The organism is Bacillus sp. AFS037270 (genome assembly GCF_002585305.1).
This window is the reverse complement of the sequence record NZ_NUNF01000033.1, coordinates 47,354-74,033: the sequence shown is the minus strand read 5'-3', so window position 1 is coordinate 74,033 and position 26,680 is coordinate 47,354. Positions and strand designations below refer to the sequence as shown.

General features: G+C 38.5%; 28 protein-coding genes and 1 riboswitch. Of the genes, 16 read left to right on the top strand and 12 right to left on the bottom strand.

Features of this window, described 5'->3' with window-relative positions; genetic code table 11:
* Window positions 1-33: 33 nt before the first annotated feature.
* The gene (locus tag COD92_RS17100) at window positions 34-897 is read right to left on the bottom strand and encodes a YhcN/YlaJ family sporulation lipoprotein (protein WP_098527576.1); all 864 of its coding nucleotides are present in this window, start codon (window positions 895-897) and stop codon (window positions 34-36) included.
* 193 nt (window positions 898-1,090) lie between these two features.
* On the opposite strand from COD92_RS17100, the gene COD92_RS17095 reads away from it, so the two are divergent.
* Complete coding sequence (locus tag COD92_RS17095) at window positions 1,091-2,116, top strand: threonine aldolase family protein (RefSeq protein ID WP_098527577.1); 1,026 nt, start codon at window positions 1,091-1,093, stop codon at window positions 2,114-2,116.
* A gap of 172 nt (window positions 2,117-2,288) precedes the next feature.
* Here the strand turns inward: COD92_RS17095 and COD92_RS17090 are convergent, their stop codons facing one another.
* The 3 genes from COD92_RS17090 to COD92_RS17085 form a co-directional block, all read right to left on the bottom strand.
* Window positions 2,289-2,633, bottom strand: a complete 345-nt coding sequence (locus tag COD92_RS17090; protein ID WP_098527578.1) for a YkgJ family cysteine cluster protein — start codon at window positions 2,631-2,633, stop codon at window positions 2,289-2,291.
* 151 nt (window positions 2,634-2,784) lie between these two features.
* Window positions 2,785-2,943 (bottom strand): hypothetical protein, encoded by a 159-nt coding sequence (locus COD92_RS32065; RefSeq protein ID WP_176541047.1) that lies wholly within the window; start codon window positions 2,941-2,943, stop codon window positions 2,785-2,787.
* Between the two features lie 70 nt (window positions 2,944-3,013).
* Window positions 3,014-3,235, bottom strand: a complete 222-nt coding sequence (locus tag COD92_RS17085) for a hypothetical protein (protein ID WP_098527579.1) — start codon at window positions 3,233-3,235, stop codon at window positions 3,014-3,016.
* A 164-nt stretch (window positions 3,236-3,399) separates the two neighbouring features.
* Between COD92_RS17085 and COD92_RS17080 the strand changes: the two genes are divergently transcribed.
* The gene (locus COD92_RS17080; RefSeq protein ID WP_098527580.1) at window positions 3,400-3,717 is read left to right on the top strand and encodes an antibiotic biosynthesis monooxygenase family protein; all 318 of its coding nucleotides are present in this window, start codon (window positions 3,400-3,402) and stop codon (window positions 3,715-3,717) included.
* Between the two features lie 103 nt (window positions 3,718-3,820).
* Here the strand turns inward: COD92_RS17080 and COD92_RS17075 are convergent, their stop codons facing one another.
* Entirely contained in the window at window positions 3,821-4,171 is a 351-nt protein-coding gene (locus COD92_RS17075) for a VOC family protein (protein WP_098527581.1), read from the bottom strand.
* 154 nt (window positions 4,172-4,325) lie between these two features.
* Between COD92_RS17075 and COD92_RS17070 the strand changes: the two genes are divergently transcribed.
* The 7 genes from COD92_RS17070 to COD92_RS32060 all read left to right on the top strand — a co-directional run bounded on the left by COD92_RS17070 (window position 4,326) and on the right by COD92_RS32060 (window position 9,928).
* Window positions 4,326-5,093, top strand: coding sequence for a TSUP family transporter (locus COD92_RS17070; protein ID WP_098527582.1), 768 nt, complete (start codon window positions 4,326-4,328; stop codon window positions 5,091-5,093).
* A 20-nt stretch (window positions 5,094-5,113) separates the two neighbouring features.
* Entirely contained in the window at window positions 5,114-5,725 is a 612-nt protein-coding gene (locus tag COD92_RS17065; protein ID WP_098527583.1) for an NUDIX hydrolase, read from the top strand.
* A 533-nt stretch (window positions 5,726-6,258) separates the two neighbouring features.
* Window positions 6,259-6,648 (top strand): VOC family protein, encoded by a 390-nt coding sequence (locus COD92_RS17060; RefSeq protein ID WP_098527644.1) that lies wholly within the window; start codon window positions 6,259-6,261, stop codon window positions 6,646-6,648.
* Between the two features lie 229 nt (window positions 6,649-6,877).
* Complete coding sequence (locus COD92_RS17055; protein ID WP_098527584.1) at window positions 6,878-8,455, top strand: phytoene desaturase family protein; 1,578 nt, start codon at window positions 6,878-6,880, stop codon at window positions 8,453-8,455.
* 169 nt (window positions 8,456-8,624) lie between these two features.
* A complete protein-coding gene (locus COD92_RS33360; RefSeq protein ID WP_306418530.1) occupies window positions 8,625-8,858 on the top strand; it encodes a DUF3231 family protein in 234 nt (77 codons plus the stop codon).
* A 4-nt stretch (window positions 8,859-8,862) separates the two neighbouring features.
* Window positions 8,863-9,645 carry a DUF3231 family protein gene (locus COD92_RS17050; RefSeq protein ID WP_306418531.1) on the top strand — a complete coding sequence of 261 codons (783 nt, stop codon included), beginning with the start codon at window positions 8,863-8,865 and terminating at the stop codon, window positions 9,643-9,645.
* 145 nt (window positions 9,646-9,790) lie between these two features.
* Window positions 9,791-9,928 (top strand): hypothetical protein, encoded by a 138-nt coding sequence (locus tag COD92_RS32060; protein ID WP_176541048.1) that lies wholly within the window; start codon window positions 9,791-9,793, stop codon window positions 9,926-9,928.
* A gap of 67 nt (window positions 9,929-9,995) precedes the next feature.
* On the opposite strand, the gene COD92_RS31615 is transcribed toward COD92_RS32060, so the two are convergent.
* Window positions 9,996-10,148, bottom strand: coding sequence for a lmo0937 family membrane protein (locus COD92_RS31615; RefSeq protein ID WP_141561117.1), 153 nt, complete (start codon window positions 10,146-10,148; stop codon window positions 9,996-9,998).
* 158 nt (window positions 10,149-10,306) lie between these two features.
* Here COD92_RS31615 and COD92_RS17045 point away from each other — a divergent pair, with 158 nt between their 5' ends.
* Window positions 10,307-11,149: an aldo/keto reductase gene (locus COD92_RS17045; protein WP_098527585.1), complete on the top strand. Its 843-nt coding sequence runs from the start codon at window positions 10,307-10,309 to the stop codon at window positions 11,147-11,149.
* Between the two features lie 58 nt (window positions 11,150-11,207).
* Here the strand turns inward: COD92_RS17045 and thiC are convergent, their stop codons facing one another.
* A complete protein-coding gene (gene thiC, locus COD92_RS17040; protein WP_098527586.1) occupies window positions 11,208-12,992 on the bottom strand; it encodes a phosphomethylpyrimidine synthase ThiC in 1,785 nt (594 codons plus the stop codon).
* A gap of 133 nt (window positions 12,993-13,125) precedes the next feature.
* Window positions 13,126-13,240: riboswitch (TPP riboswitch) on the bottom strand.
* Between the two features lie 173 nt (window positions 13,241-13,413).
* On the opposite strand from thiC, the gene COD92_RS32055 reads away from it, so the two are divergent.
* The gene (locus tag COD92_RS32055; protein WP_176541049.1) at window positions 13,414-13,584 is read left to right on the top strand and encodes a hypothetical protein; all 171 of its coding nucleotides are present in this window, start codon (window positions 13,414-13,416) and stop codon (window positions 13,582-13,584) included.
* A 99-nt stretch (window positions 13,585-13,683) separates the two neighbouring features.
* On the opposite strand, the gene COD92_RS17035 is transcribed toward COD92_RS32055, so the two are convergent.
* The 3 genes from COD92_RS17035 to COD92_RS17025 are packed head-to-tail and all read right to left on the bottom strand — an operon-like array spanning window position 13,684 to window position 17,341.
* A complete protein-coding gene (locus COD92_RS17035) occupies window positions 13,684-14,799 on the bottom strand; it encodes a Ger(x)C family spore germination protein (RefSeq protein ID WP_176550451.1) in 1,116 nt (371 codons plus the stop codon).
* A 6-nt stretch (window positions 14,800-14,805) separates the two neighbouring features.
* Window positions 14,806-16,275: a spore germination protein gene (locus COD92_RS17030; protein WP_098527588.1), complete on the bottom strand. Its 1,470-nt coding sequence runs from the start codon at window positions 16,273-16,275 to the stop codon at window positions 14,806-14,808.
* The gene (locus COD92_RS17025; protein ID WP_098527589.1) at window positions 16,265-17,341 is read right to left on the bottom strand and encodes a GerAB/ArcD/ProY family transporter; all 1,077 of its coding nucleotides are present in this window, start codon (window positions 17,339-17,341) and stop codon (window positions 16,265-16,267) included. The genes COD92_RS17030 and COD92_RS17025 overlap by 11 nt, the downstream gene beginning before the upstream one ends.
* 217 nt (window positions 17,342-17,558) lie before the next feature.
* Between COD92_RS17025 and COD92_RS17020 the strand changes: the two genes are divergently transcribed.
* The gene (locus COD92_RS17020; RefSeq protein ID WP_098527590.1) at window positions 17,559-19,127 is read left to right on the top strand and encodes an amidase family protein; all 1,569 of its coding nucleotides are present in this window, start codon (window positions 17,559-17,561) and stop codon (window positions 19,125-19,127) included.
* Window positions 19,128-19,603: 476 nt separating this feature from the next.
* On the opposite strand, the gene COD92_RS17015 is transcribed toward COD92_RS17020, so the two are convergent.
* On the bottom strand, window positions 19,604-20,284 hold the full coding sequence (locus tag COD92_RS17015; protein WP_255286523.1) for a GntR family transcriptional regulator: 681 nt from the start codon (window positions 20,282-20,284) through the stop codon (window positions 19,604-19,606).
* 340 nt (window positions 20,285-20,624) lie between these two features.
* Between COD92_RS17015 and allD the strand changes: the two genes are divergently transcribed.
* Together allD and COD92_RS17005 are read left to right on the top strand one after the other, a co-directional pair.
* Complete coding sequence (gene allD / locus COD92_RS17010) at window positions 20,625-21,650, top strand: ureidoglycolate dehydrogenase (RefSeq protein ID WP_098527592.1); 1,026 nt, start codon at window positions 20,625-20,627, stop codon at window positions 21,648-21,650.
* A gap of 208 nt (window positions 21,651-21,858) precedes the next feature.
* A complete protein-coding gene (locus COD92_RS17005) occupies window positions 21,859-23,121 on the top strand; it encodes an MFS transporter (RefSeq protein ID WP_098527593.1) in 1,263 nt (420 codons plus the stop codon).
* A gap of 227 nt (window positions 23,122-23,348) precedes the next feature.
* Here COD92_RS17005 and COD92_RS17000 read toward each other — a convergent pair whose 3' ends face one another.
* Complete coding sequence (locus COD92_RS17000) at window positions 23,349-24,578, bottom strand: Bcr/CflA family efflux MFS transporter (protein ID WP_098527594.1); 1,230 nt, start codon at window positions 24,576-24,578, stop codon at window positions 23,349-23,351.
* Window positions 24,579-24,814: 236 nt separating this feature from the next.
* Here COD92_RS17000 and COD92_RS16995 point away from each other — a divergent pair, with 236 nt between their 5' ends.
* Both COD92_RS16995 and COD92_RS16990 read left to right on the top strand, forming a co-directional pair.
* The gene (locus COD92_RS16995) at window positions 24,815-25,261 is read left to right on the top strand and encodes a MarR family winged helix-turn-helix transcriptional regulator (protein ID WP_098527595.1); all 447 of its coding nucleotides are present in this window, start codon (window positions 24,815-24,817) and stop codon (window positions 25,259-25,261) included.
* A 241-nt stretch (window positions 25,262-25,502) separates the two neighbouring features.
* Window positions 25,503-26,534, top strand: a complete 1,032-nt coding sequence (locus tag COD92_RS16990) for an NADH:flavin oxidoreductase/NADH oxidase (protein ID WP_098527596.1) — start codon at window positions 25,503-25,505, stop codon at window positions 26,532-26,534.
* The last annotated feature ends 146 nt before the right edge of the window (window positions 26,535-26,680 follow it).

Sequence of the window (26,680 nt, the reverse complement as noted above, 5' to 3'; positions counted from 1 at the left end):
TATGGAGAAAAGACAATGCTTCTTCCTGAAAATTTAACGGAAGATGTTATTGACCGTATTGTTAAAGTCGTTCCAAATGTTGTTATTCAGGTTACGGCCTTTTCTGTTTAAATCATTTGAGTAGTCGGTCATTTGACGGAAGAAATCTCGATCATACGAAATATAGACACGATTGACAGAGCGATCAGCAGTTCGTACCTGTTTTTCTATTTTTTGATCTAAAGCAGTCGTAACATTACGAAAGTTCGTTCGAGTGGTACCATCATTTGTTCCTGCAGTACCATCGTTTGTACCTGTAAAAGTGTTGTTTAGGTTACCAGTTGTGCCATTATTGGTGCCGGTGCCACGAATACCGATCGTACCACGAGTATTTGATGTTCCACCAGCTCCAGGGTTTAAACCAGTAGCTGTATTGTCAAGCGCATTTACACCGGTAGTACTCGGATAGTTTCCATTCAGACCAGTTCCAGCGCCACGAGAAGTAAGGTGGTTGTCACGGCCATTGGTACCGGTAGTACCTAGGTTATTATTTGTACCAGTGATGCCTGTTGTACCCATGTTGTTACGATTGTTTGTGGTACCAGTTCCCGTTTGGAATCGATTGTTTTTTAAGCGAACTGCGACATAGGCATTGTTATTTCGGATGATGACATGCGCTAAATCCACTTCTTGCAGTTTTTCAACCGCCCTTCCGGCACGGTTTGAATATCGTAGGTTATTATCCTGATCATTTACATTTTGAACACTTAAGCGGTTATCATTGTTGTTCCTGACGTTGCGTACATCCATACCATTGTTTACGTCATTTCTTAGGTTGTTTTTGGTCGCATTATCAGCACAGCCAGTTAAACCAACAAGGGTAGAAGCTAACACGAAAGTGACTAAACCTTTTTTCAAGAACTTCACTCCCTATAAATAATGTGTTACATATATATCGTCACCTATTTGTGTGGAACTATTCGAAGCTGGGATGAGGTAAATATTGATATGACTAATCTATCATTGGGTAATCGTATTCACTTAAATTGACGGATTATGGTACGATTAAGGGTGAATGAAAAATGGAAATTTAATAACGGAGGAACGGAAAATGTACAGCTTTAAGAATGATTACAGTGAAGGAGCACATCCACAAATCCTAAAGGCATTGATGGAGACCAATTTAGTTCAAGAAGAAGGATATGGAGAAGACGACTATTCTATAAAGGCAATTAAGCGAATAAAGGAGAAATTGGGCCGTACTAACGTGGATGTTCATCTGTTAACTGGCGGAACACAAACAAACCTAACAGCGATTTCAGCATTTTTAAGACCGCATGAGGCAGTAATATCCGCGAGTACTGGCCACATTCTGGGTCACGAAACGGGAGCCATTGAAGCTACAGGCCACAAAGTTCTCTCTGTTGAAAGTAAAGATGGAAAACTAACTCCTGCGGGTGTAAAAGCCGTACTTGAGGGCCATCCGGATGAACATATGGTAAAACCTAAGCTTGTATACATATCTAATTCAACGGAAATCGGCTCGATTTATAAAAAGGAAGAGCTGCAGCAGTTAAGTGATTTTTGTCGTGCGAATCAGCTTCTTTTATATATGGATGGGGCAAGACTAGGGTCTGCTCTTTGTTCGAAGGAAAATGATCTTCAATTAAGTGATTTGCCTAACCTTGTTGATGCGTTCTATATTGGCGGGACGAAGAATGGGGCGTTGTTGGGAGAGGCTTTAGTAATTTGTCGAGATTCTCTTAAGGAGGATTTTCGTTATCATATTAAGCAAAAAGGAGCACTACTGGCGAAGGGAAGATTGTTGGGGATTCAGTTCCTCGAATTGTTTAGAGACAATTTGTTTTTTGAGTTAGCCGAGCACGCCAATCGGATGGCAGGGTTGCTTCAAGATGCGTTGACGCAAGCTAATGTGAAGTTTCTGACGCATTCTCCGTCTAATCAAATATTTCCGATTTTCCCTAATACGTTAATTGCTGAATTGGAGAAGAACTATGCCTTTCATGTTTGGGAGAAGGTCGATGCTGATCATTCAGCGATTCGTTTGGTAACTTCTTGGGCAACGAAAGAGGAAGAGGTTGTTGGGTTTATTGAGGAATTGAAGAGGTGGCTATAGGCTTTTTTTAAAAGAAAATGAAGGTTTGGTTTGGACTAGGCGGAGTGAAAAAAGCCAGAGTGTGTCCGACTACGGACCTCATTTGGACAAATGAAGGAAAAAAGCTCACTCAGGAGTTTGAATGGAAGCAAAAAAATACCAGAGCACTCCATGGAGTAAACTCTGGTATCTTCTATTTAAAATCCTTCCAAGTAAAATCAATCGAAAGAATCCCAACCGGTTCTTCAATAAAATCATGATTTTTCGTTGCTAACTCAGGCTTACGAAAACAAGTCATACCCTTATAATACCCAAACATACTGCACGCTTTCGGACGGGCAGAATAAATGCCGCACCGGTCTTTTTCCGTATCATAAAAAATACAAGTTCCATGGAAGCGGAGTTGATTTTCTAATTGATCACGTGTCTTCCTCGGCATAGTTTTAATCTTCTTTTTTATCTTCTTTAATTCCACTTCGGATATAGCAACTGGACCACAGCACAACCCTTTGCAGTCCTGACATGGTAATTGCTCCATCTGTTTCCCCATTTCTTCGATTCTATATATCTACTAAGGTGATAAAAGGAATATGTTTCCACCAGTATTTTTACCATGTTAACGGTTACAGGTCAATAGAAAAAGCACTTATGATGAGGAAAAAACCATCATAAAAATTTGATGGTTTTAATCATTGGCGTTTATTGATATTCTCATATTTTTCCAGGTTTTTCATTAATTCATTTAATTTCTTTTCAAGGGCATCCAGTTTTATCTTTTCTTTCTTGATAATTTTCTCTAAGCTGTCTTCTAGCGAATCATCATTCAAGTTTGTTTTGTCATCACTCATGGGTAATCTTTCCTTTTTGTAAATGACATTCTTACATAAAAAGAGACCGTGGACTGAATCCTGCAAGATATTACCGTTTTCTCTTTTTGGATTGGTCCACGACGGCTGTTTTGCCTTTAGTGACTTTTTCTATGACTACTTGGACATGAAACTTATTTTCTTCCACATTGGTAACACTTGAAACCTTTCCTTTACGGCCTTTTATCTTTAATTCTTCCCCGACGTCAGGGACCCGTTGAAGGAGCTGGCTTAACAAAAGGTTTTTGTTTTCAAAAAAATGAACAGCAAACATTTGGTCTCACCTAATTTCATATAAAATGTATTAGAAATAAATCCTCATCTAAATATATGATAATAGTTGTATTAGAGACCATGATCCTAAAAAAATCATAAAAAGACTCCATGTTTTAAATTTATTATAAAATAAATTATGGTGACAAAAAGGGGGAATAAAAAATGAGTGAAACACTACAACCGCCGTATTATGCTGTGATCTTTACTTCACAACGGACAGAAGGGGATAATGGTTATGGAAAAATGGCTGAAACAATGGAGAAACTGGCCTCGGCACAGCCAGGTTTTTTAGGAATCGAAAGCGCGAGGGACACAAAATTAGGAATTACGGTTTCCTATTGGAATTCATTAGAAGCCATTGAGAAATGGAAGAACCATGCAGCGCATATAATCGCTCAACAAAAGGGCAAAGAGGAATGGTATAAAAACTATATAGTCAGAGTTTGTAAGGTGGAAAGAGCGTATTCTTTTGAAAAATAACGGAAGATATCGAAACAAAAAGGTAACTGGAAATTCCATGTTACCTTTTTCATATTTTGAAATGATAGTTGGAATAGCATGCTAACCAATATAATAAAAAAGTTTAACACCGGCAAACCATTAAATGGTTTCCATCAGGATCTTTGAAATTAAACCAATGGTTATGCTCTATACCTGTTGTTAATTCAACATCCTTTTCTTTCATATAATCGTAGGCATTTTCTATGTTGGCAGTGTTGAAATGAAAAGGAGGAGTTTTATAAATGGTATTTTTGGAATAAATCTTGCTATCTAATACGATTCCAGTGCCTTTCATGGGTAATACGTATAAATGGCCGAATAAAATATCTCCTTCAACGGGCAGGCCTAATAAATCACAATACCAATCACGTGCGCTACTAATATTACTGACAGGAATAAAAATAGTTCCTATTTGATTTAATATAGGGCTCATAAACTACCTCCAAAATGATATAGGAATAATTTCGCTAAAAAGGTTAAAATCCCTTTTTAGTACGATCATTCATAATTAAAACTAGCGAATCCTATTTACATTAGTTAAAACTTTAGCTACTATTTCAATAGTTATAAGAGAGAAGGTTGAATAGATGCCATTTGATTTAGATCCATCGTTATTAGTTATTTTAATTGTATTTGGTTTTTTAGCCGCATTTATTGATTCGGTTGTTGGCGGCGGCGGTCTGATTGCATTGCCGGTATTTTTATTTACAGGATTATCACCAGCGGCAGCTGTTGCTACCAATAAATTAGCCGGAACCATCGGCTCTTTAACCAGCACCATCATGTTCTACCGCTCAGGCAAGCTTGATATCAAGTCCGTATATAAGTTATTTCCCTTAACGTTTATTGGTTCAATGATTGGCGCCTGGACGGTCGATTTGATGAATCCTGAAGTCCTAAAACCATTGATGCTGGTCATGCTCGGGGTCGTAGCGATTTATACGATTTTCAAAAAGGATTGGGGAAGTGTAGCAACCAACAAAAAATTATCAAACAGGCACTTAACGATATTTATGATCCTCATTTTTGCCATTGGATTTTATGATGGATTTATTGGTCCGGGAACCGGCTCATTTTTAATCTTTGCCTTTTTAATGGTTGGCTTTGATTTTTTAAAGGCAGCGGGGAATGCCAAGTTTTTAAATTTTGGCAGTAATATTTCGGCATTGCTTATGTTCATGTATTTGGGGCATGTCAATTATGCCTATGGTATTACCATGGGAATTGCCCAATTAGTTGGGGCCATTTGCGGTTCGAAATTTGCGATTGCGCGAGGAAGTGGTTACGTACGGGCCTTGTTTATCGTCGTGACCTTTTTACTACTAGCAAAAAATACGTATGATTATCTCCATTAACAAGTGATAGGGGGAGCAAGATGAATACGGAACAATTAAAAATTTTCGACCAAGCGAGAAATGAAATGGGTGTGGCTACGCGTGAAGAGGTACATAAAAAGGGATATTGGCATGAAGTTTTCCATTGTTGGTTTGTGAGTGGGGATAATCTCATTTTGCAGCTTCGCAGTGAACAGAAAAAGGAAAATCCTTTACTCTTCGATATCACCGCTGCGGGTCATCTATTAGCAGCTGAAACGATAGTAGATGGAGTGCGCGAAGTGAAAGAGGAACTGGGTGTCGATCTTACCTTTGACGAATTACAGCCACTAGGAATCATTAATTATTGTTCGATCCAAGGGGATTATATTGATAATGAAATCGCCCATGTATTTTTATATAAATGTCATGTGGAGATAGATGAATTAATCCTGCAAAAAGAAGAAGTGGCAGGGATCGTAATAGTTGATTTTAACGACTTTCGCGAACTGTGGACTGGAATCAAAGACACAATTCGAGTGGCAGGTTATGAAATAAAAGCTGATGGCAGTAAGCATGTGGTTGATAAACTAGTTGGACGAGATCAATTTGTGCCACACCCAGCTGGATATTATGAAACCATTATTGAAAAAATAGAAGAGGAAATCAAATAGAACGGAACGATGGGAGGGCTTTGCAAATAAACGCCTCCCTTTTTAATGGTAATAGGATTCCATTATGATTGCACATTTAGATTAAAATACACATGCACTCATTACTTCTTATTTGCCAAATTTTCTCGATCATCAGCTAATGGCGGTTTGTTCTAACCATCCGTATTTTATTAATAGTTGTGCTCCATCCTCTGGATACAGATGGTTAATGTATCGTTTATATATTGTATCCAAAGGTTAGCAATTTCTGCTGATGTAAGTTCAACGTTATGACTATTTTCTTTCACAAAAATGCCCTCTAATATTTTTTTGACAGTAGAGACCTCTTAAACAATATGTATATAATATTTTCCAAAAAGTGTAACACTAACACTTATACCCTACTTTAATAGCAGTAATTTTTATAGTGAAAATATTGCTAAAGATGATATGATTAAATTTAATTGTGTAAACAATCGATTTAGTTTTAGAAACGGTTTAAAGAGAAGATTGCCTTTATTTTTATTATAAATTAATTGAAAGAAGTGATTGGTTTGATTAAATATCAATGCCTCCATCATGTAAGTCTTACTGTTACAGATTTGGTCAAAGCAAAAGAATTCTATGGGAAAACGTTATGTTTAATAGAAATACCTCGTCCTGATTTTGATTTTTCAGGTGCTTGGTATGAAATAGAGGGGCAGCAGCTCCATTTGATAGTCGATCCCTCATCACAGACGATTCGTAAGGATAAAAGCTTATCCAGCAGAGAAGGTCACTTTGCTCTTAGAGTAGAGAACTACTATGATACTCTTAAATGGTTAAAACAGAATAAAGTGGAAATCCTTGAAAAACCAAACGGTAAAAGTGGATTTGCACAAATTTTCTGTGCCGATCCAGATGGTAACTTGATTGAACTAAATGTTGATCAAAAATATCTATAAGTAAGAGATTATTGGATTATTTTTGCAGAAGTTAAATAAAGAGTTTGATTTAATCCATGCTCTTACTTATTTTAATAGTTTAGTATTTCTCTTCTATATGGAAATATTTCCTACGTAAATTAGAACATAACACGAAATATTTCAAAAAAATCCTGCTAGAATTAGTACTTAATATCCAGATGCCAGAATATCTTTTTAACTATATTTGGCTTACTGGAGGAGAGATTTGGTGGATAAATTTGATGTGATTTTCATTGGGAGCGGCCATAATGCGTTAATTGCGGCTGCCTATTTGACTCGCGCAGGACGTAGTGTACTAGTTTTAGAGAAAAATGATCGCCCTGGAGGTTTTCTTCGCACAGAGGAATTGACGCTTCCTGGATTCAAGCATGATGTCTATGCAGCGGCACATCCTCTCTTCACAACAGGGCCTGCTTACGCTGAACTAAGAGAGGACTTAGAAAAGCGAGGGTTGCGTTATTTAAATACAGACCTCCCTACAGGGGTTTCGATGGAAGATGGACAGACAGCTGTTCTTCCGACTGCATTTAACGCGCTAATGGAGGAAGCAGAACGGCTTGCTCCAGGTGATGGTGCGGCTTTAGCTGCGATGTTTGAACTATTAAATCCATATGTTAACGATGTATTCGGCTTGTTTAACATGGACCTTTCTAGCGCTGAAGCTGCGCCTATTATCAAGCGCTTGCTTCATGAAGAGGGTGGTGCTGGTTATTCTACTTTTGCGGCCACACTGATGACAACTGCACGTAACACAGTTAGTGCACTAAAATCGCCAGTAATGCGGGCGATGCTCGCATCCTGGGTCACACATTTGGGGCGTACTCCGGATGAAGTGGGCAGTGGTATTTGGGTGCCTTTGACGACAATGGCACTGATGGGCGGGGGGATGCCTACTCCAGAGGGAGGCAGTGAAAAACTCGTTCAAGCCTTGGTACAATTAATCAAGGATCATGGCGGGGAGATTCAAACCAACACACTAGTCGAGCGCATCATAGTTGAGAATGGTAAAGCAGTTGGTGTTCGGACAGCAAAAGGGAGAAAAATCCTTGCCAAACAGGCAGTGGTGGCCACCACCACACCAGACCAGCTTTATCTCTCACTCTTAAAAGATACCGAAATATCGCCGCCACTCCGTGCGCAAGCAGAAAAGTTTCGATATGGCCGCGGGTGTGTGCAGATTCATTTAGCCCTTAGTGAACCGCCCAAGTGGCCGGATGAACGGTTTAACCGGGTAGGGCAGCCACACTTGACCGACGGCTTAGATGGGTTTACTTTGGCTATTGCCCAGGGGATGGCGGACCTTCTTCCTGCAAAACCGACCTTCACTGTAGATTGCTCAACGAATTTAGATCCAACTCGTGCCCCAGAAGGCAAGGCAATTATGAGGGTACAGGTGTTGGAAGTGCCAATCCGTCCACGCGGGGATGCGGCCAACCAAATTGAGGTGGGGGACGGAACTTGGACTTGTGATTTAACAGAGCGTTTTACAGAACGGGTGATAAATGTGGTAAGCAAACATATTCCGAACATTCCTAGTGCTGTCATCGGAAAATATGTTGTTACGCCTGACACGATCGCAAGATATAACCCGAACGCAGGACCTGGCGACCCATATGGCGGTGCACATGATTTGGCGCAAAGTTATCTGTTTAGACCACTTCCAGGGCAGCCGGGGCATCAAACAGCAATTCCAAATGTGTATATGCTTGGAGCTGCTACATGGCCTGGCCATGGAGTGAATGGCGGTTCTGGTTATATTGTGGCTCAAAAGTTATTGGCCAACTAACTTTTTTGGAAGGGAAAATGCAAAAGATCCTATTTCTTTTTTTTGAAATAGGATCTTTTCTTGCTGATTTTGTGAAGATTTTCATCAAGGATAAAAGTTATTTGGTGACCAATAAGAATAAAAAGTGATCAAATTAAAAATTATTGTAGTCTTTGGAGGTTCTAATGTAATGTCTAAAACCAACATACCTTTAACCTCTTCTGAAATAGCATCTATTTGGGCAGCTTATTTAAATGATAGTATGGCTATTCAATTTCTAAGCTATTTTCTAAACATCGTGGAAGATCCAAAAGTCAGGCTCATAATTGAGACGGGGCATAGCATTTCCTCTAACCACCTTTCCTTTTTAACAGATCTCTTTAAGCCAAGAAGGGATTCCAGTTCCCACCGGCTTTTCTTCTAGCGATGTGAACCTCAATGCTCCTAGACTATACTCAGATTCATTTTTGCTTACATACCTCAACCATATGTCAAAAGCAGGAATGCTGGGCTATAGCGGTTTTTTAGCGATGAGTGCAAGAAGAGATGTTCGGCAATACTTTAAGAAAGCACTTCAGCAAACTTCTGACCTATATGATAAAAGTTCAGAGGTTCTCCTGGAAAAAGGGCTATTTATCCGTTCACCTTATATTGATTATACAAAGCAAAAGGATTTTGTTGATAGTAAGAGCTATTTAAGGGGTTTAAACCCGTTTTCAAACAAACGACCATTAAATACAGTAGAGCTTTCACACTTAAATTTGAATATACAAAATAACCTGATTGGAGCAAATTTATGTCTTAGTTTTGCTCAAACGTCCCCCAGAAAAGAAGTCCAAAAACTTATGCTGCAAGGAAAGGATATTTCTGATAAGCATGTGAAAATTTTTACCTCTATCTTACTTGATAATAATACACAATCTCCTGTATCTGCTGATGTAGCCATTACAAATTCAACAGCAGAGGTATTTTCTGATAAATTAATCATTTTCCATATGAGCTTGTTAACAGCATCGGGGACTGGTAACTATGCTACTGCTGCTGCGGCAAGTCAACGTAGTGACCTAATTTTAAATTATGAGCGGCTATCCTTTGAGATTGCTCAGTATGCAAAGGACATTGCCTATTTCATGATCAAAAATGAATGGTTCGAACAACCTCCTGGTACGTTAGATAAAGTAAAATTAGCCCGACAGAAGAAGCAAAATTAACGAGAATGAAGAGATGCGGCTGCTGCGGCAGCCTCTTTCTTTAATTTTGGGCTCGCTTAATAACGTTGAAATTTAGATTCACATATTTTTACATTCGTCATATAGTAACTTCTGTGCAAGAAATGTTAGAAAGGAAGAATGAACAATGAATAACAATCAATTAATAATAACTAAGAAGAATGAATATAAAGGTGGGGGAAATGGATACAAGATCATTGAATTTAATGTCTCCGATCCAGCCGAAAATTTATTTGCCGTTGTTACTCCTATTAAAAAGCAATAATGGAAGCACGGGGACGGTTCTCATGCTCCAAAAGAAGCACTAGAACCGTCCCCTCGTGTTTTAGTCGTTAGGCTCTATTTTTTGTCCTGCCCGAAATAAATTTAAAGATGATTACCACGGCAGCAACTACTAATAGAAGGTGTATAAGTCCTCCTGCGATATGGAATACAAGCCCAAGGACCCAAAATAATAGTAATAATCCAACGATTGTCCAAATCATCCTAATCCCTACTTTCTTTGAAATAGTGGTTTGTTATGTATCATACCCATAAATGAGAAAAGTATATCAATTAGTATTTGATATATATTGATCTATTACTATGAAATTTATTGATAAATATGGTAATTTAAAAATAGGACTGAAAGGAGTGAATAGTTATGGAGAAGAAAATTCCAGAGATAACACTAAATGATGGGCTTACTATGCCAGTTATCGGTTTGGGAACCTATAAGCTAAAAGGAAATGAAGGGGTCAATTCTATTATAAGTGCGATTGATATCGGCTATAGACTGATAGATTCGGCTTATAATTACGAAAATGAAGGAACGGTAGGGGAAGCTGTTAGACGCAGTGCAGTTCCAAGAGAAGAATTAAAGATTACCTCTAAACTGCCAGGCCGCTATCAAAACTATGATAAAGCCATTACGACCATTCAAGAGTCGTTATATCGGGCAAATTTAGATTATTATGATGTTTACTTGATTCATTGGCCAAATCCAAAACAAGATACATACGTAGAAGCATGGCATGCATTAATTGACGCTAAAAAATGGGGTCTGATTCGTTCAATTGGTGTTTGTAATTTCTTGCCTGAACATATCGAGCGTTTAGAAAAGGAAACTGGCGTTAAACCGAGCATGAACCAAATAGAATTACACCCATTTTTCAATCAAGCACAACAAAGAAAATGGCATGAAGAGAATAATATTGTTACCGAATCTTGGAGTCCCTTAGCTCGGGCAAATGAAGTGTTACAAAATTATCTGCTTCAGAAGATTGCTGACCATCATCATAAATCGATTTCACAAGTGATATTACGTTGGCATTATCAACTAGGAGCTATTTCGATCCCTAAATCATCATCACCTGAACGGCAGCTAGAAAATATCTCCATTTTTGATTTTTCATTAAATGAAACTGAAATGAGCTTAATTTCAGGATTAACTCGCCCAGAGGGAAGAATCAACAATCAAGATCCAGCTACATACGAGGAGTTTTAGGGAAGCATGGGGACGGTTCTCATGCTTAAAAAGAAGCGCAAGAACCGTCCCCGTGTTTCTATTGATAAAGATTACCACCAGATTGTTTAAACTCTTTTGCTTTTTCTCGCATTCCTTTTTCAATCGTTTCTTCTGTTTCAAGTTTGTTTTCTCTTGCAGAGTTTCGAATATCGTGAGAGATTCTCATGCTGCAAAATTTTGGCCCGCACATGGAGCAGAAATGGGCTGTTTTGGCCCCTTCGGCAGGCAGGGTTTCATCATGATATTCTAGTGCACGTTCAGGATCCAATGATAAATTAAATTGATCTCTCCAACGGAATTCAAACCGAGCTTTAGATAAAGCATCATCTCTAATTTGTGCACCGGGATGCCCTTTAGCTAAATCAGCCGCATGTGCAGCAATCTTGTAGGTAATAACTCCTTCACGAACATCATCTCTATTTGGTAAGCCAAGATGTTCTTTTGGAGTTACATAACATAGCATAGCGGTACCGAACCAGCCAATCATCGCAGCTCCAATCGCAGAAGTTATATGATCATATCCGGGCGCAATATCCGTTGTAAGAGGTCCCAGTGTATAGAAGGGCGCTTCCTTACAAATTTCTAGTTGTTTATCCATGTTCTCTTTAATGAGGTGCATCGGTACATGTCCTGGACCTTCGACCATCACCTGTACGTCATGTTCCCAAGCAATCTTCGTTAATTCTCCTAGAGTTTCTAATTCCGCAAATTGTGCTTCATCATTTGCATCGGCAATAGAACCTGGACGTAAACCATCTCCTAATGAGAAGGCCACATCGTATGATTTCATAATTTCACAGATCTCTTCAAAGTGAGTATATAAAAAGTTTTCTTTATGATGGTGTAAACACCACTGGGCCATAATCGATCCGCCACGTGAGACAATTCCGGTTAACCGTTTCGCTGTTAACGGAACATATCGTAAGAGAACACCGGCATGGATGGTAAAGTAATCGACACCTTGTTCAGCCTGCTCAATTAAGGTATCACGGTAAACTTCCCAAGTTAGATCTTCGGCAATTCCATTTACTTTTTCTAAGGCTTGATAAATCGGAACCGTACCAACAGGAACGGCTGAGTTTCGAATAATCCACTCACGAGTCGTGTGGATGTTTTTCCCTGTAGAAAGATCCATAATCGTGTCGGCACCCCAGCGAGTGGCCCATGTCATTTTCTCCACTTCTTCTTCAATCGATGAGGAAACCGCCGAATTCCCAATGTTGGCATTAATCTTTACATGAAAATGGCGTCCGATGATCATCGGTTCTGTCTCTGGATGGTTGATATTAGAAGGGATGATTGCCCGTCCTCTTGCCACTTCATCACGAACAAATTCCGGCTTCATATTTTCCCTGATGGCGATGAATTCCATTTCAGGTGTAATGATTCCTTTCTTTGCATAATGGAGCTGTGTCACGTTTTTCCCTTTTTTTCCTCGTAATGGCTTACGCTTTAATCTAGGAAATACTTTATGATTAGCCCTAGGGTCATTTAGATCTTGATATCCATTATCTTCTGGTTTGATTTCACGGCCTTCATATTCTTCAACGTCAGATCGTTCATTTATCCATGTACTACGAAGGGCAGGCAGACCTTTTGTAATGTCTACGGAATAATTTGCATCTGTATAAGGTCCGCTTGTATCGTACACCCGTACTGGGGGATTCGCTTCCTCTCCAAAGGTACTTGTTGTCGGACTTAGTTCAATTTCCCGCATAGGAACTTTAATATCGGGTCTTGAACCCTCTACATAAACTTTTTTACTGCCTGAAAAGCTTGACATAATGGAAATGTTTTTTTCATTTAATGAGGTGGATACCATTGATAAATCTCTCCCTTTTTATTTAGTAAAAGGACGAGTTCTAGAACATGAATGGGAAAAAAGAAGCACATAAAAAAGCCGGGTCCTTTAAAAGGATGGACCCGGCAAATGTATGTAGAAGTTAATCTTAATAAAAGATGCTTATCAACTTCCCCACGCTGGTATGATCCAGATCAGGTCCGAAGGGTCAAGAAACTTAAACGTGTTTCTCTCTCAGCCCAAACTATTGGACTCCCCTAGTTATGTTTATTTAACTTGCTCAAGTATACAAAAATAGAAATAGAAAAGATAGGTAATTTTTAAAAAAATTACAATATGAGGAATAAGGCGGGGGTCTTTTTGACTAAATTTGAAGGAAGTGTATAATCTTCAATCTCCAAACAGAAAATAAAAAGTAAAAGAAAATAGTGGAGGAATAGACATGGTACGCAACCGAGCTCACAAAGATCCGGAAAATAAAATGAAAATTTTTAAAAACATTAATCAGTCCGGTTTAAACTACGTGCAGTCTGCGATTGAGAACACGGCAGAATCGACGGATGATGCCACGCAAAACCTGGTTAACCAAACAATGAAAAACCCAGGAAAGTGATAAGTCTGGTTTAACTTTATAGGGTGTATTGTTTCTTAACACAACTTATAATACACATTTTCAGGAAGGGTGCCCCAAGCCGGAGCATCCTTTTGCGTGTTAGCGTTTATAATTTATGTTTTGTTGTATCTTAATCTTAACATGGATATGTTTTACAGAGTTCTTATTAATGTTATTGATAACATTAATGTCCCACTTTTTGTGATGATACCGATAAGGTATTTCAGTAATATTTAAAAGGTCCGCATTTATTTGATTGCTTTTTTCCAAGGTTATTAGGATTTCATTTTTTACTTTTTGTGCTAATTCTTTTTCAATATTACTCACACTCAAATTTTCTACGTTTTGATTGATATAGGCGTTGGCTTTTACAATTAAGTCATAGGCAGGTTTGGGATCACTTATCACTTTAATGGTGCTTTTGGGTTTTATAATTTCTACACTCACTCGCTCGTTAAAGAGTGAAATTGGGATTCGCGCTGCCTTTTCGGAAAACCACTTTAAGCCAATCAGATCATGTTTTTTGACCCAGCCCTTGTATTGCTGCTGTGAAACAACAAATCCTCCGGTCAAAGCTGCAATATTTATGGGCTTTTCATCCTGCATGAAAATCTTTTTCTCTATATCAATAGATGGGATGATTAAGGTACCTACTGACTGGTTATATTTTGAAATAATCCGGTTGTATTTTTCAATCTGCATTGAATAGTTTTCCTTTAATAACGGACTAGGACTATGGAGGACGGTATAGATAGAGGGGTAATTAAAAAAACTTTCTGCTGAAAGAACCTTTTTAATATCACCGTTTGTTCCATACAGCCAACAATTATACCTGAGGAAAGAGTTCTGCCCGATAAACTCAATAACAGAAGCTAAATGTTTCTCAATAACATTTTTACTTAAAACAAAAGTATTCACATGACCGTAGTACAGCGGAAGAGCAGCATGCTGCTCTAATTTACTGATTGCGGCCTGGATACTTTTACCTGTGGCTTGACCAATTAAAATCGGTGAAGCCTGTTGCAATCCAGAACCGCCTTCTTGTTTGGCGATATTGGAAAAATTCAATGCTTGAAGATACACGGTATACTGTCCTTTAGAATAATCAAATCCGATGGCCGTTATATAAGTTTCATTTTGAATTTCTTTTGCACCTGTACAACCGGTCACAACCAAGAGGAGACAACTGAGTATAGAAAGGAATATATATCTCATCATTAATTACTCCTTTTGACTATCGGGATCGATAGGACGATAGGCTTTGTTCCGTTTCTTGAGAAATGGAAATGGAAGCTTTAAGAAGTTTTTAAGAATGTCGAATCTATTTGGATTGGATAAATAAGAGATATAAGGCTGTCCAAAACTTTCCAATGAGACGACATGGGTTAATAACAGAAAGAAAGCAATAAAGAAACCAAATAATCCTAAAAAGGATGAAAATAGTAAAACAATCATACGAAGCAGGGCAATATTACCGCCAATGTTTTGGTTAATCAATGTATAACCAGAGATCACGGTGATAGCAACAACCACTAACATAGAGGGAGAGGTTAACCCGGCACGGATGGCAGCGTCACCGATAAATAACCCGCCAAGAACAGCCACCGTCTGGCCAACCGCTTTCGGAAGCCGTACACCAGCTTCTTTAAATAATTCAAATAAAATCAACATGATCATAGCCTCTGCAGGTGCTGTTAAAGGCAGCCCGATTCGCGTGATGGCAATGGTTGCCAATAGTGAGTAGGGTACCTGATCTAATTGAAACGTAATTAAGGCAATGTAAAAGCCTGGTAAAAAAACGGTAGTAAAAACACCAATGATCCGTTGGATTCGAATAAAACTTATATAATAAAAACTTTGGTGTACGTCTTCGGGTGAGAATAGAACTTGGTTGAAATTAGTTGGACCTATAATAACAGAAGGATTTCCATCTACGACAATGACAAACCTCCCTTGGTTTAAAGATTGAACAACAAAGTCTGGTCTCCCGATATGGTCCATTAATGGAAAAATAGAATAGAGATTATCATAAAGATGCTCTTCCAGCTCGTAGCTGCTGACAATAATATCAATCTTGATGGATTCTAAACGTTTTTTTACTTCATCTAGAAGGGAAGGGTTGATAATGTCATCGATATAAAGCAACAATACTTTGGTTTGGCTACGCTCACCTAGTGTATATTCAATACTTTTTAAAGAAGAGGTTTTTAATCTCTGCCGGATTAATGCCATGTTATCCGATACATTTTCAACAAATCCATCTCTCGGTCCTCGGACGGAAGTCTCTAAAGTGGATTCTTCTGGACTTCTCTTTGGAGCGTTGGAGATAGGGATCGATAAGAAATCATTCACATCATAGCAATAAATAAGTAGTTCTCCTGAAAACAGTTTCTTTTCCAATTCAGCTTTGATGTTTTTACCTTCTTTAAGCTGGCTTACCTCCATAATCTTGCTTAAAAGCTCAATGGTGAAAGAACCATGCTTTTCTATCACCATATTAATTTGAGGAAAAATGATTTCGTTCAAGGATTTTATATCCACTAAATTGGGACAAAAGAAGAATTCTAATGAGCAAGTGGCATTCTTCTCTTTATAGTTTCTTTGTTTGACTGTAATATCAGAAGAACCTTCAAACCAACTTTTTACTTGGACAATGTCTATGGTTTGTTTTGAAGACTGATTATTTTTCATGGCTCACACCTTTTAACTTGATGAGTAGGAAAACCAGCAGCAGTAGGCAAATCTGAAAGATTAGGTTAATGGGAAAGTAAAAGTTTTTCAAAAAATAAATAAATGAGACGGAATCCCAATGAATGCTAGCTGCAATAATTAATAAAACATAAAGCATTGGAAGGACCCATTTATGTTCCGTATTCAACGAAAAGCCCTTTGCAGCGATAAATAAAGATAAACTGATTCTGACAAAGGCACCTGACAGCCACTGGAAAATAGAAAGAAAATCAAGGCGAGTGACATGCATTCCAATTGTAAGCAATCTCCACTCTTCATAAGCCGGATTCCTCATTTTTTCCGCTTCTACTGAGCCAAATTCGGCAATCGCACCCGCTAAAGGTCCAAAAGATAATCCTGCAAGTATGATCCCCGTTAATATGAGCCATTTCATTTTTAACTTACCTTTAAGGTTTGAGGTTAAAAATAAGATAAAGGATACTTCAACTAAACCGGAACATGCATATCCTAATCCTTTAAAAAAATCGAAATAGCCATTTTCAAAAATAGGAAACAATTGTTCGTAATCCTTATTCGGTATATTTCCCACCCCAACTAATAAACCAAATAAGACAACAAAGGGCAGGATCAGCATAGCCATGGTACAGATGGTGCTAAGCCCTTTAGCGGATGAATAATAGCAAATCAAGGCAAACAATGAAACAACCACATAATTCGGAACATCAAAGGTATAGTTGGCATTCGCCCAATAAATCGTAAATTTAAGAGTAATTAATGCGATAACAAAGAAATGAGCACAAAACATGATTGAAAAAATAATCGAGACCCATTTGCTATAAGCATGATTTAGAAATGAGAGAAGGTCATATGGGTTTGTTTTTTTATAAATATAGAAAATGAACAACAACCAGAGCGTAATAGGAACACCACTAGCAAGAGCGCTAAGCCAAGCATCTCTTTTAGCCGTTGATAACAAAATTGGGAGGCTTAAGACATGAACCATAAACCCTGAAAAAAGAATTAGTAAGATATAAATATGTGAGGCTTGGATTAGTTTTTGATTCATTCGGGACCACCTGTCAAACACTTTTTATTAGTATAACCCCAGCATAATGGGATATGTATGGATTTTCCAATTCTCGTTGACTTCATATAGGGTATTTTTTGGGTAGTAGACTTACCAAACATTTGCATTTTCTTTGTTAGAAAATCTCCCGTATTTTAGGACAATTAAAAATAAGATTGCTATATTCATAGAATCTTAGAATAAGGGGAGAATCAGAATGGGGAAGTGGCGTAAGAAATCTATTTCGTTTGTAACTAGTTTTGTATTAGCAGGAAGTTTGCTTGCAGTGCCAGTAGGTTCCACGGCACAGGCCGCTGCGACCCATGCCAGTCCTGTCGCGAAAAGTGTTTTATCCGTTAAGATTGAGGATGCGACGATCTCAGAATTGGAGCAGGCTATGGAGACTGGGAAGTTAACCTCTGAACAATTAGTCCAATTCTACTTGGATCGTATCGCGGAGTACGATGATAGTATTAACTCTATTATTACGATTAACAAAGATGCGCTGGCAGAGGCAAAACAGTTGGATCAAGAACGGAAAGCCGGTAAAGTTCGTGGCGCCTTACATGGAATCCCGGTTATTTTGAAAGACAATTTTGATACATATGATATGCCTACAACAGCCGGTTCCTTGTCACTTGAAGGATCAATTCCATTGGATGATGCCTATCAAACAAAGAAATTAAGAGAAGAAGGAGCTATTATCCTTGGAAAAGCGAATCTTCATGAATTCGCGTTTGGATTTGAAACGATCAGTTCTTTGGGAGGACAAACATATAATCCATATGATACAACAAGATATCCTGGCGGCTCGAGCGGCGGTACAGCAGCGGCCGTTACATCAAATTTCGTTACGGTCGGTTTAGGAACAGATACAGGAGGTTCAATACGGATTCCTTCATCGTTTAATGATCTTGTTGGAATTCGGCCTACCATGGGACTAGCCAGCAGAGATGGAATTATTCCTCTTGCACTTTCTCAGGATGTGGGCGGACCGATTGCTCGTACGGTGGAAGATGCAGCAATCGTGCTGGATGCGATCGCCGGGTACGACCCTGCTGATCCAGTTACAGAGGCCAGCATAGGAAAAGTACCACAGACGTATACTCATTACCTTAAGAAGAATGGCTTGAAAAAAGCCAGGATTGGGGTGGTACGAGCCTTATTCGGAACAGATCCACAAATCAATAAGGTCATGGACCAAGCAATTGCTGATATGAAAAAGCAAGGGACTGAAGTATACGAGGTAACGATTCCGAATCTTAATGAAATTCTAGCGTTTCCTAGTCTTAGTGGTTTTGAATTTAAATTTCAGTTGAATGATTACCTAACTTCACTCGGGCCCAATGCACCTGTTCACACATTGACTGATATCATCAATAGCGGATTATTTCATCCAAGTTTACAAAGTGGTTTAATCGCTAGAAATAATAAAGTATCTTTGGAGAATGATCCGGAATATCAAAGGATCATTACGAATCGTCCGAAATTGAGCAAGGAAAGCTTAATGACAACCTTTAATCAATATGGACTGGATGCGCTTATCTATCCAACTTCTAGTGCATTACCAGCAGTGGTTGGAAGTGGTCAGGGAGCAGGAAATGCCAATCGTTTAAGTCCGTTTTCAGGCTTCCCGGCTATATCGGTGCCGGCCGGTTTTAGTGATAGTGGTCTTCCAATCGGGATGGAACTACTTGGAAAAGCATTTGACGAATCAACATTAATTAAACTTGCATATTCCTATCAAGAAGCAACCAATAATCGAAAAGCACCTGTATTAAAATAACGATTGGCTTTCTATAAAGGGAGGCAATAAACTATCATAAGCCCGGAAGACCTTGCGTAATGTGATGTAATCGAATACTAGGCATATTTGAACAGGCCAACCAGGAAGTTACAGATGATAGTCCGAATAAGACCGTTTAAAAGTGAACGGTCAGAATAGGGACCTTTTTATAAACAGCAAACTATCAAAAAACAGCATATAAGAAACAATGGCTTGAAGAAAACTTCGAGCCATTGTTTAAGTATATTTTACTGCGTATTCAATGGCCAATTTTTCTGATAAGTAGTGAGATTCCTCCCGCGATTTATAGATTTGATTTACACCTCACAAATCAACCTCAAGTGGAAAGGGTGTTAGGTAAAAGATGGGACAATCGTTGAAGTTAAAGTTGGAATTAGTTAATTATGTTCATTGGTTTAATCACCTGTTTTGAAGACAAACCTTTACTTTATAAAAAAAATGCAAAAAGGTTGAGATTAAATCGATTCATCAATTGGTCCATACAATTGTTCATTCCAATGTAACTTTAAGTCTTCTTTTAAGGAATGATTGTGTTGTTGCAATGCATCAACCAAGGAGGAGAGGTCTTGATTTTTTAATGCTTCGAACATATTTTGATGGTCTTTGTGTCTTTTTAAGCTATTTTCAAAAACTTCATTGTACCCAACTCGTGCTAGTGAAATTAGTGGGTTAATAGAATTATAAATATGTTGTACCTTTTGATTCCTAGCCCATTGTACTAATAATTGATGAAATTCCATATCTAGTTTACTGTATGATTCATACGAAAAGGGCTGTACTATTAATAGTGCATCCATTTTATCCATTATTTGTTTCCAAATGTCTATTTCTTTATCGGACACATGCTTAATAGCTTGTGATGCCGACCATGTTTCAACCATAAATCGAGTATCAAGAGCTTCTATACAATCTTTGAAACGCAATTGGGTAATGTAAGTTCCTTTTCTTGGCAATATTTCAATTAACCCTTCATGAACCAGTTGATTTACCGCTTCTTTTACGGGTGATCGACTGACTCCATATTTATTTGCTAATTCATTTATATCTAATTTATCTCCAGGTGCAAAAATCCCACTAATAATTTCATTTCGAAGTACTTTATAAATTTGTGTTGCGAGAGCAGAAGTTTCAATCATTGCAGCCAAAGTAACCCTCCTATTATTAAAGATAATTTGTAACATTAAAAATATAACATCTAGTATGTAAAATGTTACATTTTTAATAAAATTATAGGGTAATTAGATAAATGAAGTCAATTTCTTTTGTAATTAATTTACAAGCAATGACGATGAAAATGAGAAGTGTATAAATTTTGAATTTTTTTTCATAAAAGAATTGACTGATTATGTATATTGTTTTAATATCTAACATGTAACATGTGAAATGTTACATGTTATTAAAATAAAAAGTAAGCGTTTTATATGCGACTAAGTTTTATTTTAGAAAAAGATTTATATAAAAAGAGGAGGAATGGATATGACAAATGTAATTGTAAACCACGAAAAATTAAAAGGATTAGTAATCGATAAGCTCGTTAAAGGTGGATTAGTAGAAGAGCACGCGAAAATCGTTGCCGACGTACTTGTTCATGCTGATTTGAGAGGTGTAAGTTCACATGGTGTATTGCGAACGGAGCACTATGTCAAACGTCTTTTAAAAGGTGGAATGAATCCCAATCCTGAATTCTCAATTAAAAATACAGGTCCATCTTCAGCTATTTTTGATGGAGATGATGGCATTGGGCATGTGATCGCTAAAGAAGCAATGGATTATGCTATCAATCTTGCTAAGAAGAATGGCATTGGTACAGTTGCGGTTATAAACAGCAGTCATTGCGGAGCACTATCTTACTTTGTTAAGCAAGCAGCAGAAGAAGGTTTGGTTGGTATGGCAGTGACACATACTGACAAAGTCGTAGTCCCATTTGGGGGTGCAGAACCTTATTTTGGTACAAATCCAATTGCATACGGTTTCCCGGCCAAAAAAAATAAACCAGTTATTTTGGATATGGCAACAAGTAACGTAGCATTTGGTAAAGTGCTTCATGCGAGAGAGGCAGGAACATCTATACCTAGTGATTGGGGCGTTGATGTAAACGGTTCACCAACAACTGATCCTAACGAGGTAAACGCTTTATTACCTTTCGCTGGTCCAAAAGGATATGGTCTGGCAATGGTAGTTGATGTATTATCAGGTCTTTTAACGGGATCAGCTTTTGGTCCTCATATTGCTACAATGTATGGTGATTACAATAAAAAGCGTAAGCTAGGTCATTTTATGTTTGTGATAAACCCAGCTGTTTTTACAGATAGTGAGACCTTCTTAGAAAATATGGATAAAATGATAGATGAAATTCATCAAACCACGCCAGTTCAAGGGTTCAGTAAAGTGATGGTGCCAGGAGAACCTGAGCAGCAACGAGAAGAGGAAAGGCTGGTTAATGGCGTTCCTGTTACTCAAACAGTATACGATTACTTAAGTCAAATTAAGGAAATGGTGTAATTGTGTGAAATGTACATCAGTTCGGGAGAAATTTTAGAGGAGAAGTGTCTTACCAGGCAAAAGTAAAAAAATGAGGGAGACTCCGCTTTTACTAGGACATCCGACATTTAGAAGAAAAACGATAATTTCAAACAAGAGATTCAGAAATTTATTTCTAATAAAAGTAAGCGCTTAATCTTAAGCGTCCGCAAAAACAGGGGGTATATTAATGTTTGTCAAGAATAAATTACCAGTACTCATTTTGTTATTCTTAGCTGGAGTTGTTAACTATTTGGATCGTTCTGCCTTGTCCATTGGTGCTCCTTTCATTTCACATGATTTATCTTTATCAGCTACTCAGATGGGCCTTATTTTTAGTAGTTTTTCAATTGGATATGCGATTTTTAACTTTATTGGTGGAATGGCAGCTGATAAATATGGTGCAAAAATGACACTTTTCGTTGCCATGATTGTCTGGTCACTATTTAGTGGAGCTGTTGCACTAGCAGTTGGTTTTGCAAGCTTAATTGTGATTCGTATTTTGTTTGGTATGGGAGAGGGCCCACTTTCAACGACCATTAGTAAAATGGTTAATAACTGGTTCCCGTTGGAACAGCGTGCCTCTGCTATAGGTTTGGCTAATAGTGGAACTCCGCTTGGTGGCGCTATTTCAGGACCAATTGTTGGGTTTATCGCGATTTCCTACAACTGGAAAATTTCGTTTATCCTCATTATGTTCATCGGTCTTATTTGGGCATTTTGCTGGCTTAAATTTGTTAAAGAAAAACCTGTAAAATCTGCAGGAAATGTAACAATTGTAAAAGGAAATCAAAGTCCGCAACAGAGCTACCCACTAAGCTTTTATTTGAAAGAAAAAACGGTCCTATTTACAGCATTTGCATTTTTTGCCTACAATTATATTTTGTTTTTCTTCTTAACTTGGTTTCCAAGTTACTTGGTTGAAGCGCGTGGTTTGGATGTAAAGAGTATGAGTGTTGTTACGATCATTCCTTGGGTCCTTGGGTTCATCGGGCTAGCTGCAGGCGGATTTGTATCAGATTGGGTTTTCAAAAAGTTCTCTCAAAAGGGTGTATTATTCTCACGTAAAGTCGTTCTGGTATCCTGTTTATTCCTATCAGCAGTTTGTATCGGGATAGCTGGTCTTGTAGCAACAACAGTTAGTGCGGTTACATTAGTAGCCCTCTCGGTATTCTTTCTTTACTTAACGGGAGCGATCTACTGGGCAATTATCCAGGATGTTGTGCAGCAAAAAAGTGTAGGATCTGTAGGCGGTTTCATGCACTTTTTAGCGAATACTGCCGGTATTATTGGACCTGCTTTAACGGGTTACATAGTTGATAAATCTGGTTCTTTTACAGGAGCATTCTTATTGGCAGGCGGCTTAGCAGTTTTTGCCTCCTTAGCAGTTATTCGTTTTGTACGTCCAATCATTTATAAAAATGAAAGTAAAGACATTGAAATGACTGTATGAAAATGAAACTATAAAAATATAAGAGGTTGACTAAAAGGGTCTTCATACGCCCTAAGTCGCCTCTTTTTTTTTTTTGCAGTTTAATGATTCTTTACGAATTTAAAAATGTAATTCAAACGTTAGCGTTAAAATATTGGAAAGATCGATATGTGGGAGCCAAAGGAGTTTAAAAGAATAGAAATCTACAGGAAAGAGCTGCTCAGCTATCAGCTCTTTCCTTATAAAATTTAACCTTCTACATGTAATTCCACTCTTACTGGCGCTGATTTCTTTTTTGATAAGGTAAAGAAGAATATACAACCAATAGTAGAAGTTGTAAACAATATAGCCCCCATAGGTACAGCCGTTGTCTCATTAATCCCGACGAGAGGGGATACAATGGCACCTATTACTAAAGGGAGCATGCCTAACACAGCACTTGCACTCCCAGCGCGATGTCCTTGTTTTTCCATTGCAAGGGTAAATGAACTTGTTAAAATCATTCCGATTGTGGTCATGTAGATAAAGATTGGGATCACTATCGTAGCTAGTGGCCCTTCGATAATCGTCATTATAAGAAGGACAAATGTGGCACTTACAGCCGTCATAACGGCGATCCGAAGCAGACTTCTTTCAGGAACAATCCCTGCAAACCGCCCAATGAGAAAACTTCCCGTAATAATCGCCAGCCCATTCATCCCAAATAAAACACTAAAGACTTGAGGAGAAACATCATAGATTCCTTGATAGACAAAAGGAGTACCCGAAACGTATGCAAAACTGCCCCCGTGTACAAATCCTACGATTAAGGCATAGCCAATAAACGAGCGGTCCTTGCATAAACTCCCCGTTGTACGTAAAGAATGACCAACAGAACTCGGAACTCTCTTTTCCTCTGGTAAGGTTTCTTGTAGACGCAAGGCCACCACTAAGACAATAAAAATCCCTAGAAAAAATAAGAAGTAGAAAATGGTATGCCAGCTGGCAGATGGCAAGAGAAGGATGGCCCCGCCTGTCATGGGAGCAATCATCGGAGCTGTTGAATTAATCACCATTAAAAGGGCAAAGAATTTTGTAAGTTCTTTACCACTAAACACATCACGTACCACTGCCCGGGAAAGGACGATTCCTGCGGAGGCAGTAAAACCTTGTAAAAACCGGGCTGCGATTAAAATGATTATATTTGGAGCAATCGCACAGAGAAGGGAAGCGAATGCAAATAAAGTAATAGAAATGAATAATGGCTTTCTTCTGCCTTTAGCATCACTGATCGGTCCAACAATGACTTGACCGACCGCTAGCCCAATTAAACACGCAGTTAAACTTAGCTGTACAAGTGAGGCACGCGCCCCAAAATCATGTCCAATACTCGGGAAACTTGGTAAATACATATCAATATTAAAGGGTCCAAGCATTCCAAGTAAACTTAGCAGAATAGCCAATCCTAACCGCTGTCTTCCTGTTGGATTATGTAGCATAAACTTAACACCTTCCGTTCTTGTTATCTTGTTGCGATTTTCGAAATTTTCGCAAGACTAAAAAGGACTTTCACAGTATACCATACGATTTTGTTTTATAAGTTGGATATGTTGAAAAATTTATTTTAAAGGCTATCGCAAAAGGTACAATTGACTAGTAAATAAATTAATTGGTAGTATAAAGGTAAATAATACACAGGCTCTAGGGCCTTTTGGACAAGAATAGGGTGGTACAGATGGAATCGACTCCACAAAAACAACTAATAACCAATTGGTTATCTTTCTCCAATCTGCAACTGAAAATTACAAATGAATTAGAAGACAGCCTTCAACAGAAACATCAATTATCGTTGAATGAATTCTACGTTCTCTTATTTTTAGCAGAATCTCCTGAGAAAAAGTTAAAATTGCAACAGCTGCAGAATATGGTGGGGTTAAGTCAGAGTGCCATGTCTAGACTGGTAAGCCGCTTTGAAGCAAGGGACTGTGGAGCCTTAAAAAGGCATATTTGTACAGACGACCGCCGAGCTATTTTTACTTCATTAACAGTAGAAGGGGAGGAAAAGCTTAAACAGGCAATGGTTACGTTTCAAGAAACCCTTGAAAAAGCGTTTTCGAAAGAAACGGTTCTTGGCGAGCTGCAGCAGCTACTGAATCAATTAAAAGAGGATGGGACCGATTAGAATCCGCTAAGGTATGGGTTGCTTGGTCCCATTTTTTTATGTTGAATCAAGTTGCTTGACGGACTAAATAGCCGTATGCTAATTTATATGCATGCACATACATTTTAAAAGCGCTGCAAATTTTAAGCAGATTTAGATGCAAAAATAACGTGGTAAAATTGGCGGAAAAGGTAGACGCTAACGAAAGTAAGACCACTCAACCTTGTATCAATTCATGCTATCACATAAAGGGAGTGTTCGGATGGATCATTTATTTTCACCATACCAAATTAAAGGACTACAGTTGAAAAACCGCGTGGTTATGCCGCCGATGTGTCAATACTCTGTGACCAATAAAGATGGAATTGCCACCGATTGGCATTATGTACATTATGTTAGCCGTGCGATTGGCGGTGCCAGCTTAATTATCATTGAAATGACCGATGTGGAACCAGATGGACGCATCACAGATTATGATTTAGGCTTGTGGTCAGACGAGCACGTCCCTGCATTGAAACGTATTATTGACGCTTGTCACCAACATGGAGCAAAAGTGGGTATTCAAATTGCCCATGCCGGACGAAAAGCACAAGATGCAAACGAGCCCGTTGCACCATCTGCGATTCCATTTGATGAAAAATCCAAAACGCCAAGAGCTCTTTCTACAGAAGAAGTAAAAGAAATGGTAGAGAAATTCCGTCTGGCTGCACAGCGAGCCATCCAAGCAGGAGTGGATGTGATTGAGCTTCACGGAGCCCACGGATATTTAATTCACCAATTCACATCAGCTTTCACGAATAAAAGGACAGATGAGTATGGACAGGAATTAACGAAATTTGGAAAAGAAGTCATTCAGGCCATCAAAGGTGAAATGCCTGAAGATATGCCATTAATTATACGGATTTCGGGAAGAGAGTACGTAGAAGGCGGTTATGGAATCGACGAAGCGATCGAATTTTCAAGAGAATTTCAAAAAGCAGGAGTCGATATGTTCCATGTAAGCGCAGGTGGAGAAGGCCCAATTGCTGCAGAGGGAAGACCGGGCACACATGTAGCCTACCAAGTGCCATTAGCAAGAGCGATTAAGCAAGCACTTAATGTCCCTGTAATTGCAGTTGGCAGATTGGATGAACCAGGACTGGCCAACTCAATAATCGGAAATGAAGATGCAGACCTTGTAGCCGTTGGAAGAGCCATGTTAAGAAATCCTTATTGGGCATTAGAAGCTGCAACCGTACTTCACAAAGAAATAGATATTCCAAGACAATATGAACGCGGATTCCCAAGACGCTAAAAGCATGGGGACGGTTCTCTTGCTTCCTCGGAAGCAAAGGAACCGTCCCCATGTTTTTCCATGTTAGCTGAGAAGCATAGCCCACAAAAAAGAAAGCAAACTAAAATCGTGGGTGCCTATACAGCATCCTTAATTAATTCAATAGT

What these genes read in the sequence shown, in the direction of transcription:
- COD92_RS17095 (WP_098527577.1), top strand. Translation starts at nt 1,091, where the DNA reads ATGTACAGCTTTAAGAATGATTACAGTGAAGGAGCACATCCACAAATC.
- COD92_RS17090 (WP_098527578.1), bottom strand. Translation starts at nt 2,633, where the DNA reads ATGGAGCAATTACCATGTCAGGACTGCAAAGGGTTGTGCTGTGGTCCA.
- COD92_RS32065 (WP_176541047.1), bottom strand. Translation starts at nt 2,943, where the DNA reads ATGAGTGATGACAAAACAAACTTGAATGATGATTCGCTAGAAGACAGC.
- COD92_RS17085 (WP_098527579.1), bottom strand. Translation starts at nt 3,235, where the DNA reads ATGTTTGCTGTTCATTTTTTTGAAAACAAAAACCTTTTGTTAAGCCAG.
- COD92_RS17080 (WP_098527580.1), top strand. Translation starts at nt 3,400, where the DNA reads ATGAGTGAAACACTACAACCGCCGTATTATGCTGTGATCTTTACTTCA.
- COD92_RS17075 (WP_098527581.1), bottom strand. Translation starts at nt 4,171, where the DNA reads ATGAGCCCTATATTAAATCAAATAGGAACTATTTTTATTCCTGTCAGT.
- COD92_RS17070 (WP_098527582.1), top strand. Translation starts at nt 4,326, where the DNA reads ATGCCATTTGATTTAGATCCATCGTTATTAGTTATTTTAATTGTATTT.
- COD92_RS17065 (WP_098527583.1), top strand. Translation starts at nt 5,114, where the DNA reads ATGAATACGGAACAATTAAAAATTTTCGACCAAGCGAGAAATGAAATG.
- COD92_RS33360 (WP_306418530.1), top strand. Translation starts at nt 8,625, where the DNA reads ATGTCTAAAACCAACATACCTTTAACCTCTTCTGAAATAGCATCTATT.
- COD92_RS32060 (WP_176541048.1), top strand. Translation starts at nt 9,791, where the DNA reads ATGAATAACAATCAATTAATAATAACTAAGAAGAATGAATATAAAGGT.
- COD92_RS31615 (WP_141561117.1), bottom strand. Translation starts at nt 10,148, where the DNA reads ATGATTTGGACAATCGTTGGATTATTACTATTATTTTGGGTCCTTGGG.
- COD92_RS17045 (WP_098527585.1), top strand. Translation starts at nt 10,307, where the DNA reads ATGGAGAAGAAAATTCCAGAGATAACACTAAATGATGGGCTTACTATG.
- thiC (WP_098527586.1), bottom strand. Translation starts at nt 12,992, where the DNA reads ATGGTATCCACCTCATTAAATGAAAAAAACATTTCCATTATGTCAAGC.
- COD92_RS32055 (WP_176541049.1), top strand. Translation starts at nt 13,414, where the DNA reads ATGGTACGCAACCGAGCTCACAAAGATCCGGAAAATAAAATGAAAATT.
- COD92_RS17035 (WP_176550451.1), bottom strand. Translation starts at nt 14,799, where the DNA reads ATGAGATATATATTCCTTTCTATACTCAGTTGTCTCCTCTTGGTTGTG.
- COD92_RS17030 (WP_098527588.1), bottom strand. Translation starts at nt 16,275, where the DNA reads ATGAAAAATAATCAGTCTTCAAAACAAACCATAGACATTGTCCAAGTA.
- COD92_RS17025 (WP_098527589.1), bottom strand. Translation starts at nt 17,341, where the DNA reads ATGAATCAAAAACTAATCCAAGCCTCACATATTTATATCTTACTAATT.
- COD92_RS17020 (WP_098527590.1), top strand. Translation starts at nt 17,559, where the DNA reads ATGGGGAAGTGGCGTAAGAAATCTATTTCGTTTGTAACTAGTTTTGTA.
- COD92_RS17015 (WP_255286523.1), bottom strand. Translation starts at nt 20,284, where the DNA reads ATGATTGAAACTTCTGCTCTCGCAACACAAATTTATAAAGTACTTCGA.
- allD (WP_098527592.1), top strand. Translation starts at nt 20,625, where the DNA reads ATGACAAATGTAATTGTAAACCACGAAAAATTAAAAGGATTAGTAATC.
- COD92_RS17005 (WP_098527593.1), top strand. Translation starts at nt 21,859, where the DNA reads ATGTTTGTCAAGAATAAATTACCAGTACTCATTTTGTTATTCTTAGCT.
- COD92_RS17000 (WP_098527594.1), bottom strand. Translation starts at nt 24,578, where the DNA reads ATGCTACATAATCCAACAGGAAGACAGCGGTTAGGATTGGCTATTCTG.
- COD92_RS16995 (WP_098527595.1), top strand. Translation starts at nt 24,815, where the DNA reads ATGGAATCGACTCCACAAAAACAACTAATAACCAATTGGTTATCTTTC.
- COD92_RS16990 (WP_098527596.1), top strand. Translation starts at nt 25,503, where the DNA reads ATGGATCATTTATTTTCACCATACCAAATTAAAGGACTACAGTTGAAA.